18 protein-coding genes are annotated in these 18521 nt (G+C 69.9%); 10 read left to right on the top strand and 8 right to left on the bottom strand.

Annotated features, from left to right (window positions below):
• Positions 1–55: 55 nt before the first annotated feature.
• Entirely contained in the window at positions 56–1039 is a 984-nt protein-coding gene (locus IH09_RS37705) for a helix-turn-helix domain-containing protein (protein ID WP_110952510.1), read from the bottom strand.
• 198 nt (positions 1040–1237) lie between these two features.
• On the opposite strand from IH09_RS37705, the gene IH09_RS22445 reads away from it, so the two are divergent.
• The 5 genes from IH09_RS22445 to IH09_RS22425 all read left to right on the top strand — a co-directional run bounded on the left by IH09_RS22445 (position 1238) and on the right by IH09_RS22425 (position 5995).
• On the top strand, positions 1238–1657 hold the full coding sequence (locus IH09_RS22445) for a hypothetical protein (protein WP_052859189.1): 420 nt from the start codon (positions 1238–1240) through the stop codon (positions 1655–1657).
• 454 nt (positions 1658–2111) lie between these two features.
• On the top strand, positions 2112–2978 hold the full coding sequence (locus IH09_RS22440) for a radical SAM protein (RefSeq protein ID WP_052859187.1): 867 nt from the start codon (positions 2112–2114) through the stop codon (positions 2976–2978).
• Between the two features lie 10 nt (positions 2979–2988).
• The gene (locus IH09_RS22435) at positions 2989–3789 is read left to right on the top strand and encodes a protein kinase family protein (RefSeq protein WP_052859185.1); all 801 of its coding nucleotides are present in this window, start codon (positions 2989–2991) and stop codon (positions 3787–3789) included.
• Positions 3790–4000: 211 nt separating this feature from the next.
• The gene (locus tag IH09_RS22430) at positions 4001–4735 is read left to right on the top strand and encodes a GDSL-type esterase/lipase family protein (protein WP_052859183.1); all 735 of its coding nucleotides are present in this window, start codon (positions 4001–4003) and stop codon (positions 4733–4735) included.
• Positions 4736–4996: 261 nt separating this feature from the next.
• Positions 4997–5995, top strand: coding sequence for an aldo/keto reductase (locus IH09_RS22425; protein WP_052859181.1), 999 nt, complete (start codon positions 4997–4999; stop codon positions 5993–5995).
• A 291-nt stretch (positions 5996–6286) separates the two neighbouring features.
• Here the strand turns inward: IH09_RS22425 and thpR are convergent, their stop codons facing one another.
• From thpR to IH09_RS22410, 3 genes are all read right to left on the bottom strand, one after another.
• A complete protein-coding gene (gene thpR / locus IH09_RS22420; protein ID WP_052859180.1) occupies positions 6287–6853 on the bottom strand; it encodes an RNA 2',3'-cyclic phosphodiesterase in 567 nt (188 codons plus the stop codon).
• A gap of 72 nt (positions 6854–6925) precedes the next feature.
• A complete protein-coding gene (locus IH09_RS22415; protein ID WP_052859178.1) occupies positions 6926–8350 on the bottom strand; it encodes an MFS transporter in 1425 nt (474 codons plus the stop codon).
• A 28-nt stretch (positions 8351–8378) separates the two neighbouring features.
• Positions 8379–8843, bottom strand: coding sequence for a MarR family winged helix-turn-helix transcriptional regulator (locus IH09_RS22410; protein ID WP_052859176.1), 465 nt, complete (start codon positions 8841–8843; stop codon positions 8379–8381).
• Positions 8844–8969: 126 nt separating this feature from the next.
• Here IH09_RS22410 and IH09_RS22405 point away from each other — a divergent pair, with 126 nt between their 5' ends.
• Positions 8970–9158, top strand: a complete 189-nt coding sequence (locus tag IH09_RS22405; RefSeq protein ID WP_052859238.1) for a ribbon-helix-helix protein, CopG family — start codon at positions 8970–8972, stop codon at positions 9156–9158.
• 61 nt (positions 9159–9219) lie between these two features.
• Here IH09_RS22405 and IH09_RS22400 read toward each other — a convergent pair whose 3' ends face one another.
• Positions 9220–10689 carry an NCS2 family permease gene (locus tag IH09_RS22400; RefSeq protein ID WP_052859174.1) on the bottom strand — a complete coding sequence of 490 codons (1470 nt, stop codon included), beginning with the start codon at positions 10687–10689 and terminating at the stop codon, positions 9220–9222.
• 277 nt (positions 10690–10966) lie between these two features.
• On the opposite strand from IH09_RS22400, the gene IH09_RS22395 reads away from it, so the two are divergent.
• Both IH09_RS22395 and IH09_RS22390 read left to right on the top strand, forming a co-directional pair.
• Complete coding sequence (locus IH09_RS22395) at positions 10967–11236, top strand: DUF2530 domain-containing protein (RefSeq protein WP_052859171.1); 270 nt, start codon at positions 10967–10969, stop codon at positions 11234–11236.
• 163 nt (positions 11237–11399) lie between these two features.
• On the top strand, positions 11400–13814 hold the full coding sequence (locus IH09_RS22390) for an HAD-IC family P-type ATPase (RefSeq protein ID WP_052859169.1): 2415 nt from the start codon (positions 11400–11402) through the stop codon (positions 13812–13814).
• Positions 13815–13893: 79 nt separating this feature from the next.
• Here IH09_RS22390 and IH09_RS22385 read toward each other — a convergent pair whose 3' ends face one another.
• The 3 genes from IH09_RS22385 to IH09_RS22375 all read right to left on the bottom strand — a co-directional run bounded on the left by IH09_RS22385 (position 13894) and on the right by IH09_RS22375 (position 16911).
• Positions 13894–14964: a phosphotriesterase family protein gene (locus IH09_RS22385; RefSeq protein WP_052859168.1), complete on the bottom strand. Its 1071-nt coding sequence runs from the start codon at positions 14962–14964 to the stop codon at positions 13894–13896.
• Positions 14961–16070, bottom strand: a complete 1110-nt coding sequence (locus IH09_RS22380; RefSeq protein ID WP_242640994.1) for a DMT family transporter — start codon at positions 16068–16070, stop codon at positions 14961–14963. Before IH09_RS22380 ends, IH09_RS22385 begins: the two co-directional genes overlap by 4 nt.
• 73 nt (positions 16071–16143) lie before the next feature.
• On the bottom strand, positions 16144–16911 hold the full coding sequence (locus IH09_RS22375; protein WP_052859166.1) for a glutamine amidotransferase: 768 nt from the start codon (positions 16909–16911) through the stop codon (positions 16144–16146).
• Between the two features lie 174 nt (positions 16912–17085).
• Between IH09_RS22375 and IH09_RS22370 the strand changes: the two genes are divergently transcribed.
• Positions 17086–18192 carry a LacI family DNA-binding transcriptional regulator gene (locus IH09_RS22370; protein ID WP_342636970.1) on the top strand — a complete coding sequence of 369 codons (1107 nt, stop codon included), beginning with the start codon at positions 17086–17088 and terminating at the stop codon, positions 18190–18192.
• 86 nt (positions 18193–18278) lie between these two features.
• Entirely contained in the window at positions 18279–18476 is a 198-nt protein-coding gene (locus IH09_RS22365; protein ID WP_052859163.1) for a hypothetical protein, read from the top strand.
• Positions 18477–18521 lie beyond the last annotated feature (45 nt).

Below are 18521 nucleotides of genomic sequence, written 5' to 3'. Positions count from 1 at the left end.
AGCGAAACGGCTCCCACTTTCTCGCCTTCCTCGGCCTCGCAGCCGCCCTCACCTGCTACAAGACGCTCGCAAAACTCACCACGTGAGACATCCTCTTAGCCAACCGTGCCGCTGTCTCCAATGCTTCCCGATGCTTCCGCATGTCTCCGGCCGTAGCAATCACGTGTACCGCCGTATTCTCCGGACCAAAGTGAATACCATGCACAAGCACATCTTCCCTTACTTCATTTGCCGCTTCCCAAGCGCCCTTGATGTGCTTTTTTGCCTCCTTTTCACTGTCCTTGTCACCGACGATTCGACCTGCAAGAGTCAGGCCACGGAGGTGGAGAATTCCCAAGGCAAGCGCCCTGTTGCGCCCAGAAAGTTCACTCTCTGCCCGCACGACAGCTCGATCAACTACATGGATTCCCCCGCCAAAGTCACCGCTATTCAGGAACGTTCCGGCCTCGTCCCTCGCAGCGACAGCACCTGTCAGTGCGTCAGCGCGCTCGGCGGCCATGCGCTGCTTGTGCACAGCAAGGTCCGCGAGGTCCATCCAACGGTGCCTGGCGGCAAGCCAATAGACGGCCGAGTACACGTCCGCAACCCGACTCCACGCCAGGGGCGTGCCAAGCTCGTGAGCAAGGTCCGTCTCCTGCTTCACGGCCAAAGGGAGGGCGGCCAGCACCTCGCCCAAGCGGGCTTCTGAACGATCTTCGTGGAGTTGGTCCATCCTCGATCGCATGCCGTCAATGTCCAGAGGGACTTCGCCGGGCATATCGAATCGTCGGATAGCGCTGCGTAGTGCGTTGAGCCGCGCTTCATCCTCCACTCCAGGCTCTGCGCGACCCAGGAGTTCGTCAAGAGTGCAGCCCATGGCATCTGCGAGGACCGCTGCCGTGCCTTGGGTGAGTGCACGCGTACCTGTCTCGATCTTCTGAAGCGCCGAAAGGGAGACGCCACGCGCTCTCGCGACGAGTTGCTTCTGAGTCCAACCGATGTTCTTGCGGCGGATTGCAACATTCTTGCCTGGTCCGGGGAATGGTTCGATCTCGCCCATGATCACGCCTTCCCTGCGTGAGGTGTTCGCCTCTGATCGTCTCATCAACGCAACTACCCGACGCTGCAGTTGTGCAACTTCTGTGCAAGTTCAGGGCTACCCGAGATCTCCACAGCGTCGTTGACTAACTACCCACAGCAACAACAGCGGCGGGAGAGTGTCACAAGACCGCCCCCGCGGATTGGGAGATGAGTGGTCATGCCCACCCAGACGAGGGCTACTGAGCAGACATTCGAGGCGCTGATTCAGAAGTTACGGACGGCCGCACCATCCGCCGGCATTGATCTCCCGGAGCTGCACGTGGACTACGGAGAGCCTGGAGAGCAGCACCTCATGCATCTCGGCAGGGCCGACAACGCCACTGCCAGGGAGCTTGCTCGCATCATCCAGGCGCAGCGCGAGCCTTTCCCTATTGGGTCGGCCGTGGTTGACACGCTCCATATCAAGGTCGGGAAAGTTCTGGCGATCCACGGCGAATGCCTCGTCCTCGGACGTTCTGTTGGAGACGCCTGGGATGCACTCGCGAAATGGTGCCGACCTGCAACCCACCAAGAAGTCCGGAGTCTCACCGCCGTTCAGAAGACTGGCGTTGGCGAGCCTACGGAAGGCCATCCGTGACGCCGGTGCAGCATCGCATCGTCACGTGCATCACGTGCCTCGCCGCCTTTGCCTTCGTACTCGCCGTCGGCATCTCCGGCAGCCACCACGGCTGACGCCTCCACGGGATCTTCCCCGACCGCATCGGCATCCTCCGCGCCATCGCACCCGACGCAAAGGCCAACACCCCCAGCCTCAACATCGGGATCCCCGACACACCCCCCGTGGCATGGCTCGCGCCCGAGACCGGCGGCCTGGAATGGACGACGGACCCCGACGCGATCGAGGCCGCAAAGTGAACCGCACACGCCTGGCGCAGCTGGAGACAGCCTTGCCCGACGGCGAATACCCAGTCTGGATGGAGCCACCTCCGGGCCCCGTAACTCCCGCCCTGGCCACGACCGGACAGCGCCGGCCGGGGCGGGTCACACAGCACGGTCAGCGAGTCAGTGCACGATCCGCTGAAGGGATCACAGTGACAACGACCACCGAAGCATCCGCCCCCCGGCTGCTGTGGCTGGACCTCACGCGCAAGTGTCAGCTCAACTGCGCACACTGCTACAACGCGTCGGGATCGGACGGTACCCACGGGACCATGAGCCGCGAGGATTGGATCAGCGTCCTGGACCAGGCCGCCGCACATGGAGTGCGCGACATCCAGTTCATCGGCGGTGAACCGACCCTGCATCCGGACTTCGCGGAGCTGGTGGACCACTCGCTGAACATCGGTCTGCACGTCGAGGTCTACAGCAACCTGGTGCACGTCTCGAACGAGTGCTGGGAGGTGTTCCGGCGCAAGGGACTCTCCCTCGCTACCTCCTACTACTCGGACCAAGCCGAGGAACACGACGCCAGGACCGGACGCCGGAGCCACCACCGGACCCGAGCCAACATCGAGAAGGCCGTCCAGCTCGCCATTCCCGTGCGCGTCGGGCTCATCGGGGCTGGCGAGGGTCAACACGTCAGCGACACACAGCGGGATCTTGAAGCCCTGGGGGTAACCGAGGTCCGCGTGGACCACGTACGCCCCTTCGGACGTGCGGCGCGGAATGAGGCTCCGGACCTGTCGAACCTCTGCGGCCGGTGCGGCACCGGAAGGGCTGCCATCAGTCCCACCGGCGAGGTCTCCCCGTGTGTGTTCTCCGGCTCAATGGGCCTCAGCGCCGGCAACGTTCTGGACTCCCCACTCGCCGATATCCTCAGCGGCAGCCCCATGACCGAAGCCAACGCAGCTATCCGGGCCGCAACCATGGGTGGCGATGAAGAGGGCGATGACGAGGGCGGCAACGACGACGAGTGCAGCCCGGGATTCCCCGGCAGTGAGTGCACCCCGAGGACCTGAAGAAGGGCTTATGAGTCGTAACGCCCCCGGGCCGGAGTTCTGGACCTTGCTCCGCCCGCACACGGGAGACCTGGCGGCCTTCCGGCCCACCTCGCGCGGGTTCAGCTCGGATGTCACGGCTCTGATCACGTGCGAGAAGGGACGGTTCTTCGTCAAGGCCGTACGCAACCGGCCCGGGGGCCGGCGCGACTCCATCTTCCGGGAAGCGCTGATCAACCCCTTCGTGTGCCCCATTTCTCCGGCTCTGCGGTGGCACGCGGAAGATGACGGATGGATCGCGCTCGGCTTCGAAGCTGTCGAAGGACGGTCGTCAGACTTCGCGCCGGATTCACCCGACCTCCCCGCAATCGTCGGCATCCTCAACCGCATCAGGGACTTGGACCTGCCCAACGTCGCACAGAACTGGCGGGAAGGCCGGTGGGACCGCTTCTGTGCCAATGAGGCAGAGGCGGAAATCCTGCGGGGTGACGCCCTGCTCCACACCGACATCAACCCGAGCAACCTTCTGATCGGTGAAGAACGCACCTGGGCCGTTGACTGGTCGTGGCCCACCCGCGGAGCGGCGTTCATCGACCCGGCCTGCTTGGTGGTGCAGCTCATCTCGGCGGGCCACACGGCTGAGTCCGCCGAATCCTGGGCGGCCGGCTGCACCGCCTGGAAGGAAGCGGACCCCAAAGCCGTGGACGCGTTCGCCGCCGCCACCCTCCGGATGCACCGCGCCTTCGCGGACCGCACGCCTGACGCATCCTGGCTCAGGGCCATGGCCACGGCTGCCCAGGCGTGGACGGACCACCGGAGGGTGACCATCTGATCCAGGGCCCTGGTGGAGCAATTCACTGCCCGGTTCTACCAGGGCCCCACAGATGGTGATGAGCCGCAATCCCGCCGACCGGTCAACCAGTGCAGAATTCTGCGCACTCCGCATTTCCACCACGGGGCTGCGGCCGTCGGCGTTCCTTCCCTCCCCCCGCGTGTCCAGCGTCACGTACCAGCAAATAGGGCCGGTCGGAGATCATGGCCGGATGAGGATCATGTTCGTCGGTGACTCGATGACCGTTGGGCGCACCGGCGACTTCACGTGGCGCTATCGCATGTGGCAGCACCTGAACGCGGCCTATGAGGGTCCGTATCGGATCGTCGGGCCGCGTAGTGCGCTGCATGACACCCTCCAGGACAGCCCCACCTCGTACGAGTACGGCGATCCCGGGTTTCCCGAGGCCGCTCGTCGGCACCTTGCCGGGTGGGGTGAGGGGTGGCTGCACATGGCGCCGCTGATCGGGGATGCCGTACGGGGCCATGCGGCCGACACGCTGCTGGTTTCGCTCGGGTTGATCGACCTCGGTTTCTATACGAACGCCGGGCAGACCGCCGAGAACGTGCGGCGGTTCGTGGCGGAGGCGCGGGCGGCCGCGCCGCGCGTGCGGGCCGTGCTGATGCCGGTGATACCGAATGTGCGGGCCGTGACGGACGCTCCGTTCGGCGCCGAGTGCGAGCGCTTCAACGGGCTGCTGGCGGAGGCCGTCGCGGACCTCTCCACCCCGGAATCGCCGCTGCTGCTGGCCGCCGCGCCCGAGGGGTGGGACATCGATCACGCCACGTACGACGGGACGCATCCCTCGCCCGCGGGCGAGCATCTGCTGGCGGGCGCCTTCGCCGAGGCGATGCATCGGGGGTGGGGAGTGGGGGCGCCGTACGCACGGACGCGGACGCGGCCCCGGAACCGGACCCGAGCGCGGGACGAAGTCTCCGTCGGCTGAACGGCCTCAACGCAAAGCGGCAACAGCCGACCGGCCCCCGCCTCCGCACCGCAGTACGGCTGAACGGCAGGGTGACCGCACCGCAGTACGGCTGAACCACTGAGCGACCGCACCGCAGAGCAGCTGAACGCCCGACCGCCCGCACACCCCAGCCCTCCCCCGTCGCCACCCCGCCCCCTGACGCCAAACCCCCACCCCGCGACACCCCACCCCCGCCCCACCCTTGATTCGAGCGCACTCCAAGGCGTTGGCTGGGCGGCTATGGAGTACACGCAGCTCGGACGCACCGGACTCAAGGTCAGCCGACTCGTCCTCGGGACGATGAACTTCGGGCCTCAGACGAACGAGGCCGACAGCCACACCATCATGGACGCCGCGCTCGACGCGGGCGTCAATTTCTTCGATACCGCGAATGTCTACGGCTGGGGTGAGAACAAGGGCCGCACCGAGGAGATCGTCGGCTCGTGGTTCGCCAAGGGCGGCGGCCGGCGGGACAGGACCGTGCTGGCCACCAAGGTCTACGGCAACATGTCGGCCGACGCCGACCACGTCTGGCCCAACGACGACAAGCTCTCCGCGCTGAACATCCGGCGGGCCGTCGACGCCAGCCTCAAGCGCCTGGGCACCGACCACATCGATCTCTACCAGTTCCACCATGTGGACCGGAGCACGCCCTGGGACGAGATCTGGCAGGCCATGGACGTTCTCGTCCAGCAGGGCAAGATCCTCTACGCCGGTTCCTCCAACCACGCCGGCTGGCACATCGCCCGTGCCAACGAGACCGCCGCGCGCCGCGGTTCCTACGGTCTGGTCAGCGAGCAGTGCCTGTACAACCTCGCCGAGCGGCGCGCCGAGATGGAGGTCATCCCGGCCGCCGAGGGCTACGGCCTGGGCGTCATCCCCTGGTCGCCGCTGCACGGCGGGCTGCTCGGCGGCGCCCTGCGCAAGGAGCGGGAGGGCGGCGGGACGCGTTCGACCAGCGGGCGCTCCGCCGACGCGCTGGCCGACCCGGCGGTCCGCACCAAGATCCAGGCGTATGAGGACCTGGTCGCCAAGCACGGTCTGGAGCCGGGTGAGGTGGCGCTGGCCTGGCTGCTGACCCGGCCCGGGGTGACCGGACCGATCGTCGGCCCGCGCACCGCCGACCAGCTCGCCTCCGCGCTGCGCGCCGTCGAGCTGACGCTGCCGGCGGAGCTGCTCGGGTCGCTGGACGAGATCTTCCCGGGGCCTGGTCCCACGCCGGAGGCGTTCGCCTGGTGAGTGCCGGGGCGTCCGGCGGCCGGTCCCACCGGCCGCCGGGCGGCCGGGGCGCTCGCCGGTCTCCGGGTGGCCCGTCCCGTACGGCCGGGCGGGGCGCCGACGGGCGCTGCCGGTCGTCGGCGGGGCGCGGTCAGCGCACGGCCGCCGCCACGATCACGACGACGAGCAGCACGATGAACAGGCCGGACATGATCCGGTTACGGGTTTTGGGGTCCACCCTCTGAGCGTAACCGGGCCGGGGCCGCACACTTCAGCGGCCCGGTCCGGGGCCGGGCGGCGGCGCCCGCGCGGTCAGTGCCCCAGGGGCCAGGACGCCACCGTCTCGTACCGCGGCTGCCCGCCCACGACGCCCGGCTCGGGCGGGTGGCTGCGTACCAGCGCCAGTTCCCGGACCGTCCAGGGCTCGCTCGCGAAACCGTCGAGGGCGGCCGCGAACGGGGCGAGGCGCAGTTCGCCGGTGCGGTTCCTGGCGAGGGTGAGATGCGGGGCCCAGGCGCGGCGCTCGTCCATCGTCAGACCGGCCCGGCGGCCGGCCGCGGCCGCCGAGTCCGCCAGTTTCCGCAGGACGGCCAGGTCGCCCTCGGCGCCCGCCCACAGCACGCGGTCGGCGAACCGGCCGCCGCCCGCGATCCGCAGCCCGTGCGGGGGGTGCCGCCGGGCGGCGCGGGCCAGCCGCTCGTGCAGGTCGGGCAGTACCGCGTCGGTGACGGTGCCGTAGAAGGCGAGCGTGAAGTGCCACCCGTCCCGGCCGGTCCAGCGCAGCCGGCCCGCGTCGGGCAGGGACGTCAACCGCGCCATTTCGGCGGCCAGTTCGTCGGCGACGGGCGCGGGCGGCAGGACGGCGGCGAAGAGTCTCATACCGCACAGTCTCGCCGTCGGGCCGCGCGGCGGCGTGCCGCCGCGCGGCCCGACGGCCGCCGCCCGCGTCCGTCAGGCGACCGTCGCGAGTTCCCGGTCCGTGGCCGGTGCGGCCGCCCGTGGCACGAACGCCACATGCTGATGGCCGCGGCGCAGGTCTATCTTCAGCCGCAGGCCGCCCGCGCGGGCGAGGACCAGGCCGATGACGGCCGCGGCCACCGCGGAGATCACCCCGCCGGCGAGGAAGCCGACCCGGGCGCCGGCCGCGTCGGTGACCCAGCCGACCAGCGGCGCGCCCAGCGGCGTACCGCCCATGAAGACCATCATGAACAGGCTCATCACCCGGCCGCGCATCGCGGGGTCGGTGGCCAGCTGGACGCTGGAGTTGGCGGTGACGTTGACCGTCAGGCCGAGCATGCCGATCGGGGCGAGCAGCGCCGCGAAGATCCAGAAGGACGGCGCCAGCGCGGCCGCGATCTCCAGTGCGCCGAAGATGACCGCCGCGCCGACCAGCAGCCGCAGCCGGGAGGTCGCGCGCCGCGCCGCGAGCAGCGCGCCGAGCAGTGAACCGGCCGCCATCAGGCCGTTGAACAGCGCGTAGGTGCCGGGGCCCGCGTGGTAGACCTGATGGACGAACGCGGTGAGCCAGATCGGGAAGTTGAAGCCGAAGGTGCCGATGAACCCGACCAGCACGATCGTCCAGATCAGGTCGGGACGCCCCGCGACGTACCGGAGTCCCTCCCTCAACTGGCCCTTGCTGCGCGGTACTCGCTCCACCTTGTGCAGTTCGGCGGTGCGCATCATCAGCAGTCCCGCGACGGGGGCGATGAAGGAGAGGCCGTTGAGCAGGAAGGCCCAGCCGCTGCCGAAGGCGCCGATCAGCACACCGGCGACGGCGGGCCCGATCAGGCGCGCGGACTGGAAGTTGGCGGAGTTGAGGCTGACGGCGTTGCGCAGATCGTCCGGGCCGACCATCTCCACGACGAAGGCTTGCCGGGACGGGTTGTCGAGGACGGTGACCAGGCCCAGGACGAAGGCCACGAGGTAGACGTGCCAGACCTGCACATGGCCGGTGAGGGTGAGCACGGCGAGCGCCAGGCCGGTCAGTCCCATGGCGGACTGGGTCATCAGCAGCAGGGTGCGCTTGGGGAACCGGTCGGCGATGACACCGCCGTAGAGGCCGAAGAGCAGCATCGGCAGGAACTGGAGGGCGGTGGTGATGCCGACGGCGGTGGACGAGCCGGTGAGGCTGAGCACCAGCCAGTCCTGGGCGATGCGCTGCATCCAGGTGCCGGTGTTGGACACCAGTTGGCCGGAGGCGAAGAGGCGGTAGTTGCGGATGCGTAGCGACCTGAACGTGCCCTTGCGCGGTGTGGCGGCGGGGCCTGCGGCGACACCTGGGGCGGTGCCCTGGGTGGTCGCGGTCGCGTCGTCGGAAACCGTGTCGTGACGGGAGTTCGGTGCGGGGGCGGAGTGTGCTCCGGATCCCGTACTCAAAGTGGGTTCGCCTCCTCGGCCTGGGTGTTTACAACTGTGCGAGTTTCTCCAGTACGGGCGCGGCGGCCCGCACCTTCGCCCACTCGTCCTCGTCCAGCCCGGAGGCCAGCTCGGCGAGCCAGGCGTTGCGCTTGCGGCGGCTCTCTTCGAGCATCGCCTCGGCCTGTTCCGTCTGGGTGACGACCTTCTGCCGGCGGTCGTCGGCGTGCGCCTCCAGCCGGACCAGCCCCTTGGCCTCCAGCATCGCCACGATGCGGGTCATCGACGGGGGCTGCACATGCTCCTTGCGGGCCAGTTCGCCGGGGGTGGCGTGGCCGCACCGGGCGAGGGTGCCGAGCACCGACATCTCGGTGGGGCTCAGCGACTCGTCGACCCGCTGGTGCTTGAGGCGGCGGGACAGGCGCATCACGGCGGACCGCAGCGCGTTCACCGCGGCGGCGTCGTCGGGGGGCACCTCGGGGCCGTCAGGCTGGGGGCGGGACAGTTCCGGCATGTTTGTTAGCATAACTCATTACCTTTTCTAAAGAAAGTGCGGAGCGGGGCCCCGAGATCATCCGTACGGGTGAGGACGCGGCAGAAAGCGACACACCTGACCGGGGCGCGCGGGGACCGTGTCCCCATGGGATCGGTAGTGCTCAGTCTGCGCGTCGACGGGGAGTTGCTGGAGCGTCTTCGGCAGCATGCCGCAAAACGCGGAATGAGCGTCCAGGACTATGTGGTCCGGACGCTCATTCGCGAGGATTTCGACGAACGCTTCAAGACGTCGGTCGACGAGACGGCGAGGTTCTACGCGGCGCCGCCGTTATGAGGCGCGGCGCCGCCGTTATGAGGCGCGGCGCGCTCCGCCGCCGGGACCCGGCACCGCCGCGTCACTTGTTCCCCAGCACCTGCTCGATCGGCTCCAGCAGGAAGTAGACGAGGAAGCAGAGGCCGACGACGTTCAGCAGCCACGGGATCTGCCGGAAGCGGCCGGTCGCGGTGCGCAGCAGGATGAAGGCCAGCACGCCGATGCCGATGCCGTTGGTGATGCTGTAGGTGAACGGCATCGAGATGATCGTCAGGAACGCCGGGATGCCGACGGTGAAGTCGCTCCAGTCGATCTCCCTGATGTTCGCGGACATGATCAGGAAGCCGACGACGAGCAGTGCGGGCGTGGCGGCCTGCGAGGGGACGACGGTCGCCAGTGGCGTGAAGATCAGCGCGAGCAGGAAGAGGCCGCCGGTCATCAGGTTGGCGAGGCCGGTGCGGGCGCCCTCGCCGACGCCCGCCGTGGACTCCACGAAGCAGGTGTTGGCGGAGGCGGACCCGACACCGCCGGCCGCGACCGCGAAACCGTCCACCATCAGGATGCGGCCCATGCCCGGCAGGTTGCCGTCCTTGTCGGTCAGCCCGGCCTCCTCGCCGACGCCGATGATGGTGCCCATCGCGTCGAAGAAGCCGGAGAGCAGGACGGTGAAGACGAAGAGGCAGCCGGTGAGCACGCCGACTTCCTTGAAGCCGCCGAACAGGCTGATCTGGCCGATCAGGCCGAAGTCCGGCGCCCCGATGATCTTCTCCGGGACGTTCGGGACGGCCAGGCCCCAGGCGGCGTCCGGGATGACCGCGACGGCGTTGATGATGATCGCGACGACGGCCATGGTGACCATGCCGATCAGGATCGCGCCCTTGGTCTTCCGCACGATCAGGATGAACATCAGCGCCAGGCCGAGGACGAAGACCAGCACCGGCCAGCCCTTGAGGTGACCGCCCTCGCCCAGGCCCATCGGCACGGTGGTGTGCGCGGAGTCCGGGTTACGGCTCACGAAGCCCGCGTCGACCAGGCCGATCAGCGAGATGAACGTGCCGATACCGATCGCGATGGCCCGCCGCAGCCCGTTGGGGATGGCGTCCATCACCCGCTGCCGGAGCCCGGAGGCGACCAGGATCATCAGCACCAGACCGGCGAGCACGACCATGCCCATCGCGTCCGGCCAGCTCATCTTCGGGGCGAGCTGGAGCGAGACGACGGCGTTGATGCCCAGGCCGGCGGCGATGGCGATCGGGACGTTGCCGATCACGCCCATCAGGACGGTGCTCAGACCGGCCATCAGCGCGGTGGCGGTGACCAGCTGACCGTTGTCGAGGTGGTGCCCGAACTTGTCCGTACCGGCTCCGAGGATGATCGGGTTCAGCACGATGATGTAGGCCATCGCGAAGAACGTCGCCAGACCGCCGCGTAGCTCACGGCCGACCGTCGACCCCCGCTCGGAAATCTTGAAGAAGCGGTCGAAGCCGTTCTTGGGCGGCTTCGGGCCGGGGCTGTCGAGAGTGTCGACCGGCGTGGTGGCCGAGGGGGACATGCGGGACCTCAGTCGGACGGGCCTGGTGGCGGCGCGGGGGCCCGTGGGCCCGGAACAGGAACAACCGGATCAGTTTGGATGATTCAACGAGCGAATCCAGTCAGATACGGATAGGTTCAGTATGAATAAACAAGACGATGATCGCTATCTCCGCGCGTAGATACATAGCGGGACAGCCTCCGCAACCCGGCGGATCACCGCCCGCGGCCACCGCCCGGGACCGCCCCCGGGGCCACCGCGCGAAACCGCGGCGCACGCCCCCCGTAAGCTGAGCCCCATGTGGAAGAAGTCCGAACTGCGCGAGGCCCCGGCGCCTCTCGAAGGTCCCGTCGTCGGCACGATCACCGGCGGCACCATCATCTGGTTCGTGCTCTTCCTCGGCCAGCTCCCCTTCTACGGCTGGTTCGCCGACCACGACCTCACCCGGTGGGTGTGGACCTGCCTGGCCGGCGGCGGTCTGGGCCTGCTGGGTATCTGGTACGTCCGCAAGCGCGACGCCGCGATCAAGCGCGACGCGGCGGCGAAGGCCGCGGCCGACCCCTCCTGATCCCCGCCCGAAGCGACCCCTTCCGGCCGTATCGCCCCGCTCCCGACCGCTCCGGACGCCTTTCGGTCGCCCCGGGTTGCCGTGGAACCGTGTAAGAACTCCCACCACCGATCTGTGCATATCCAGCGGGTGAATCACCGGCGCCGCCCGTAACGTCGAGAGCATGACGCAGCGGGCGAAGACCGAAGTCGAGGAACCCGAACCGGGCCGGCACTCCGATTGCGGGGCCGTCGAAGCGGCCCATCGCGGGCTGAGCGCCGCCGAGGTCGCCGAACGGGTGGCCAGGGGCGAGGTCAACGACGTCCCCGTACGGTCGTCCCGCTCGACCGCCGAGATCGTCCGCTCCAACGTCTTCACGCGGTTCAACGCCATCATCGGCGTGCTGTTCGTGATCATCCTGATCGTCGGCCCGATCCAGGACGGCCTGTTCGGCTTCGTCATCGTCGCCAACACCGGTATCGGCATCATCCAGGAGCTGCGCGCCAAGAAGACCCTGGACAGCCTCGCGGTCGTCGGCGAGGCCAGACCGACCGTACGGCGCGACGGGGTGGCCGCCGAGATCGCCACCTCCGAGGTCGTGCTCGGCGATGTGATCGAGCTCGGGCCGGGCGACAAGGTCATCGTCGACGGCGAGGTGCTGGAGAGCGACAGCCTGGAGATCGACGAGTCGCTGCTGACCGGCGAGGCCGACCCGGTCGTGAAGAAGCCGGGCGAGCCGATGATGTCCGGCAGCTTCGTCGTCGCGGGCGGCGGCGCGTTCACCGCGACCAAGGTCGGCCGGGAGGCGTACGCCGCGCAGCTCGCCGAGGAGGCCAGCCGCTTCACCCTGGTCCACTCCGAACTGCGGACCGGCATCAGCAAGATCCTCAAGTACGTGACATGGATGATGGTCCCGACCGCGATCGGGCTCATCCTCAGCCATCTGTTCACCCTCAACATGGCCGGCCCCGAGGCCGTCCGCCGGATGGTCGGCGGCATCGTGCCGATGATCCCCGAGGGCCTGGTGCTGCTGACCTCGGTCGCCTTCGCGATCGGCGTCGTCCGGCTCGGCCGCAAGCAGTGCCTGGTCCAGGAGCTGCCCGCCATCGAGGGGCTGGCCCGGGTCGACGTGGTCTGCCTGGACAAGACCGGCACCCTCACCGAGGGCGGTATGGACGTCAGCGAGCTGCGGCCGCTGGGCGACAGCGACCCGGTTTACGTCCAGCAGGTACTGGGCGCGCTCGGCGAGTCCGACCCGCGGCCCAACCCCTCCCTCCAGGCGATCATCGACTCCTACCCCGCGGTCGGCGGCTGGCGCTGCACCGAGTCGCTGCCCTTCTCCTCCGCCCGCAAGTACAGCGGCGCCGCCCTGAACGGCCCGGACGGCGAGAGCGCCACCTGGCTGCTCGGCGCCCCCGATGTGCTGCTGCCGGCCGGCGACCCCGCCCTCGCCGAGATCGACGAGCTCAACGCCCAGGGCCTGCGGGTGCTGCTGCTGGCCCGCTCCGCCAAGGAGCTGGACGACCCCGAGGTCGGACGGGACGTACGGGCCACCGCGCTGGTCGTCCTGGAACAGCGGCTGCGCCCGGACGCCGCCGACACCCTGCGCTACTTCGCCGAGCAGGGCGTCCAGGCCAAGGTCATCTCCGGTGACAACGCGGTGTCGGTGGGCGCGGTGGCCGGCCAGCTCGGACTGCCCGGCGCGGACGCCCCGGTGGACGCGCGCCGGCTCCCCGCGGACCAGGAGGAGATGGCCAAGGTCCTGGAGCAGGGCGCGGTCTTCGGCCGGGTCACCCCGCAGCAGAAGCGGGACATGGTCGCCGCCCTCCAGTCGCGCGGCCACAACGTCGCGATGACCGGCGACGGCGTCAACGACGTGCTGGCGCTGAAGGACGCGGACATCGGCGTCTCGATGGGTTCCGGGTCCGAGGCCACCCGCGCCGTCGCGCAGATCGTGCTGCTCAACAACAGCTTCGCCACGCTGCCGTCGGTGGTCGCCGAGGGCCGCCGGGTGATCGGCAACATCACCCGGGTCGCCACCCTCTTCCTCACCAAGACGGTCTACTCGGTCCTGCTGGCGATCCTGGTGGCCTGCTGGCAGATCCCCTACCCGTACCTGCCCCGCCATCTGACGCTGCTGTCGACCCTGACCATCGGCATCCCGGCCTTCTTCCTGGCGCTGGCGCCCAACCGCGAGCGCGCCAGACCGCACTTCGTGAAGCGGGTGATGCGGTACGCCATCCCGTCCGGTCTCATCGCCGGCATCGCCGCCTTCGTCACCTACCTGCTGGCCCGCAGCTACTACACCGGCCCGGACGCGTTGGCCGCCGAGACCAGCGCGGCGACGCTGACGCTCTTCCTCACCTCGATGTGGGTGCTGGCGATCATCGCCCGCCCCTACTCCTGGTGGCGGATCGGCCTGGTGCTGTCGATGGGGCTGGCGTTCCTGGTGGTCCTCGTCACGCCCTGGCTGCAGAGCTTCTTCGAGCTGAAGCTGGTCGGGACGACCATGCCGTGGACGGCCGTCGGCATCGCGGTCGCGGCGGCGGCGCTGCTGGAGGCCGTCTGGCGCTTCGTGGGCCGGAAGTTCCCGGCCTGAGCGCCCCGGTCCCGCGTAACCCTCGGCCCCGGTCCCCCGAGTGAACGGGAGCCGGGGCCGGAGAACGGGGCCGGGTGCCTCAGGCGGTCAGCAGCGCCGCCGGGTTGTCGTGGGTCAGCGTCTTCAGGAGGGTGCGGTCGAGCCCCAGCCCGGCCAGCATCTCCAGGAAGACGGTCGGCGCGTACGCGAAGCCGTTGCCGCCGTGCTGGGTCCACATCTGCTTGAGGAACACATCGTGGCTGAGCAGCACCTGGCCGGCGTAGCCCTGCTCGATGAGGTACGCGACGGCGTCCGCGGTGACCGCCGGGTTCGGTGACACGCCCTCCTTGGGGAAGGTGATGTCCATCCCGATCATGTCGAACTCCAGGCGCACCCCGCGCTCGGCGACCGACCGCTGGTAGCCGGGGTCCTGCGACGAGGGGTCCATATGCGCCAGCGAGACCTTCTCGGGGCGGACGCCGACCTCGGTCAGGACGATGTCCAGCACCTCGTGCGCGCGCCGCTGCCAGCCCGGCAGGTGGATGTTGAGGGCCACCGTCGGGTGCGCGAGCTGGGCGAGGGCGGCGGCCCGTACCGAGGCCCGTTCGGCGTCGGTGAAGTCCGGGGAGACCCCGATCTCGCCGATCATGCCGGGCCGGATGCCGGTGTCGCCGACGCCGTGGGTGAGTTCCTCGCCGATGGCCCGCGCCTGGTCGTCGACCGACTGCGCGGTGATCCGTTCGCCCTCGAACTTCTCCAGGTACGCGCCGCAGCCCATGACGATGTGCAGGCCGGTGCGCTCCGCGACGGCGCGCAGCCGCTGCGGGTTGCGGCCGATCGCGGCGCTGGAGGTGGCGTCCACGACGGTCCGCCCGCCGAGCGCCGCGAACGCCCGGATCTCGGCGACCACGGCGTCGACCGGCTTGTCCGCGATGTTGTCGGCGCAGCAGTACGGGTCCTGGCGCAGCGCCCAGGCGATCGGGGCGGCCACCGGCGCGTCCACGATCGCCTCGGAGAAGCGGTAGCTGGGCGGGTCGAGGACGCCGGAGAGGTCGTTGAAGAGGTGCTCGTGCGGGAGGATCAGGCCGAGGTCGTCCCGGCCGACCGGGCCGAGGACGGTCTGCACGGCGGGGGCGGCGGGGTCCGTCCCCCGCGGTGCGGTGGCGGTCATGACCGGCTCGCTTCCGGCGCCGCGGCGGCCGGTTCCGGCAGGGCGGCGGGCACCGCGGTCTTACGGGACGGGATCATCCCGATGCCCGCGGCGACCAGGGCGATCAGGGTGCCGATCAGGGTGGCGATGTGGACGGCATGGCCCAGCGAGGGGATCGACCAGTCCAGCAGCAGCGAGCCGACGAGCTGTCCGGCGGTGGACGCGAGGCCCAGCAGCAGCAGGCCCAGACCGCGCACCAGCAGTGCCATCAGCGCGATCGACAGCAGGCCGAGCGGACCGCCGAGGTACATCCACCAGGTGGACGGCAGCTCGAAGGTGACGCCGGTGGTGGCCGCGCGGACGCCGTAGGCCAGGAGCAGGGCGCAGAAGCCGACCAGGAAGTTCCAGGTGATGGAGACCAGCATCGAGTTGGCGCTCTTGGCGACCGCGGCGTTGCCCGCGGGCTGCCAGCCGGCCAGCAGTCCGCCGACGAACGGCATGACGGCCAGCGCGATCATGTGCGGCATCTGGAAGCTGGGCGAGATGACCACGACGGTGGCGACGATCGCGAGCACCGCGCCGCCGGTCCGCGGCAGGGTCAGCGGCTGCTTGGTGGCGGTGGTGACGCCCAGCCGGTCGCAGACGATGCCGGAGACGATCAGACCGCAGATCAGCGAGATCTGGAAGGTGGCGACGCCCAGGGCACCGACGGTGACGCCTTCGGAGAGCACGATGACCGCGCCGCACAGACCCGCGAGGTAGTTCCACCAGGGCAGGGTCCCGGCGCGGACCTGGCCGGGGATGGCCAGCGCGGCCTTACGGGTGGCGGGCCGGGCTCCGACGATGACGACCATCAGGACGAGGCCGGTGCCGAAGGAGATCAGGGCGGCGGCGTGGCCGTCGCCGAGATGCTGACCGAGCTGGCCGTTGACGGCCGACTGCATCGGGCCGAGGGTGCCGGCGAGCACCGTGGCCAGGACGAGCAGCGCGGTGGCGGTGCCACGGGCCGCGCTGCTGGTCTCCGGGCGTACGGCCGGGCCGCCGCCGTCGGGGGTGCCGGAGCCGCGGGCTCCGGCCGGTTCTGCGGGGCGGCGGGATCCGGGATCCGCCGCGGGGCTGCGCTTCACTGTCCGACCGTGCCTTTCATCGTCATTGATGGGAGGAACCGGGTGTTCCGCAGGGGCGCGGGTCAGCGTCCCCTCAGTCTCGGCCCGCGGGGGCCGAGCTGTCTGCGAGCCAGGTCACGGCCTGGTCGAAGAGCCGCTGGTAGCCGTCCCAGTCGAGGAACTCGCGGGGCGCCCAGTGCGGCGAGATGTCCGAGGCGAAGGCGAGCGTGCGGCCGGCGCCCTCGGTGCGCACCGCGAGCAGCGGGCGGCCCTCGATGGTGGCGAGGACGGTGGCGTCGTCCTTGGCGGTCAGCCGCTGGTAGCCGAGGAGGATCGGCCACCGGTCGTCCAGGCCGGCGGTGACCGGGTGGCGCTCGGCGGTGAGTTCGCCGCCGATGCCCTCGGGGGTCTCGACCCGGTCGTCGTACGGGAGGATCGAGACCGGCAGCACGTCCTCGACGGCGGTGCCGTGGTAGTTCGCCTTGGCCTGGAAGCCCTGGAAGCTGAGGTAGCCGCCGGCCATCATGAGGCCACCGCCGTTGCGCACCCATTGCGCAAGAACCTTGAGGCGGTTGGGGAACGGCCGGCCCTGGTTGAAGACCACCGGCGGCAGCAGCAGGGTGTTCGCGCCGACGTCCGAGAGCAGCACGACGTCGTACGCCGCGAGCTTCTCCTCGGTCTCCGGGAAATCGGTGGCCACCGCGTGCGACGGCATGTGTACGACGTCGTGTCCGGCCGCCGTCAGCGCCTGCACCAGCCGCTCGCAGCCGATCTCCAGCCGGGTGTGCGGGAAGGCGTCAAAGCCCTTGTAGTCGGTGACGGCGTTGATCCAGGACTCCCCGGCGAGCAGCACGCGGGCCATGGGGCACCTCCTTGAGGAGAAGCTTCGAGACTTTTGCGCAATTCATTGCGCAACTTGCGCACGCAAGGTATCCACGGCCCGGAGAAACTGTCAATACCCCCGGGAAACCACCCGGGACCGGCCGAATCGGCCCTCCGCACCGGCCCTTCCCCGTCCGGCCCGCCCTGCGGCGGTATGCTCGACAACGCCCGCCACGTGCGGGAACACGCCCGGTTCGCCGGGATGTGGGACAGCCGCCAGAAGGAGCCGCAGATGACGTTGACCCGCGTTGCGCAACACGCGGGCGTATCCGCCTCCACCGTGTCGCGCTATCTGCGCGGCCAGCTCAACGTCCAGCCGGTGACGGCCGCACGGATCGACGCCGCGGTGAACGAGCTCGGCTACCACCCGCCCACGCCCCCGCCCGCCGCACCCGCCACGACCGGCACCGGTCTGGTCTCGCTGGTGCTGCCGGACCTGGTCAACCCGTTCTTCGCACAGCTCGCGGACGCCTTCGCGGCGGCCGCCGCGGCCCGCGACATCCCGCTGCTGCTCGGCGTCAGCGGCCGGCACGCCGAACGCGCCGCCCGACTGCACCGGCTGCTGTCCGCCGCGCACTCCGTCGAGGGGCTCATCTACGTCGGGATGCGGCGCACCAACGAGGACGTCGACCGGGCCATCGACGAGGGCCTGCCGGTCGTCATCATGGACGAGGAGCTCGACCTCGCCGACGGCCGCGAGGTCGACACCATCACGGTCGACAACTACGGCGGCGCCTACCAGGCGACCTCGTACCTCGTCCAGCTCGGCCACCGCGCCATCGCGCATGTGGCGGGCCCCGAGGAGCTCTCCACCACCCAGGAGCGCAAGCGCGGCTATCTCGACGCGATCCGCGACGCCGGTCTCGACCCGACCGCCCAACTGGTGCTGCACGGGCCGTACACCGAGCAGTTCGGCGCCAGCACCTTCCCGTATCTGCACCGCGCCGGCTCCGCGCCGACCGCGGTGTTCGTCGGCAGCGACATCGCCGCGGTCGGCATGCTCGCCGCCGCCGAACTGCACGGGCTGCGCATCCCCGACGACCTGTCGCTGGTGGCCTGCGACGGCATCCGGGTCGGCCAGTGGCTGCGCCCCAAGCTCACCACCCTCGAACAGCCCACCGCGGAACTCGCCGCGGCCGCCCTGGACGCGCTCACCGCCCGGATGGCCGGCAACGGCGGCAACCTGCGCAAGGTGCTGCCGCTGCAGCTCGTGGTGCGCGGTTCGGCCGCACCGCCGCACCACCCGGCCACCGGCGCCTGACCCGCCGCCGGCCGTCCCCGCCCACGCCCGGCGGTACGGCGGCCGGCGATGGCGTCTTCCGGTAACTCGCCTTAGGGTCCATGCCCATGGCATTCAACACGGGGAACCTGACGTACGAGCTGCTGGGCCGCTCGTCCCATCACGTCTACCACCACCACTCCGGCGGCTCCTACGGGAGCGGCAGCGGCGGCGGCAGCTGGTGGTGGCCGCTGCTCGCCATCGCCGCCGTCCTCGCCGTCATCGCCGCCGTCTGGGGCATCGCCAGGAAGGTCCGCACCGGCTGACCGCCCGTCCGGCCCGGCCGCTGCGCCGGGCCGGACGGCTCCGCC

Source organism: Streptomyces celluloflavus, assembly GCA_000720995.1.
GTDB lineage: Bacteria > Actinomycetota > Actinomycetes > Streptomycetales > Streptomycetaceae > Streptomyces > Streptomyces celluloflavus.
Note: the sequence above shows the minus strand (reverse complement) of the source record. Positions and strands in the feature narration are given on the sequence as shown.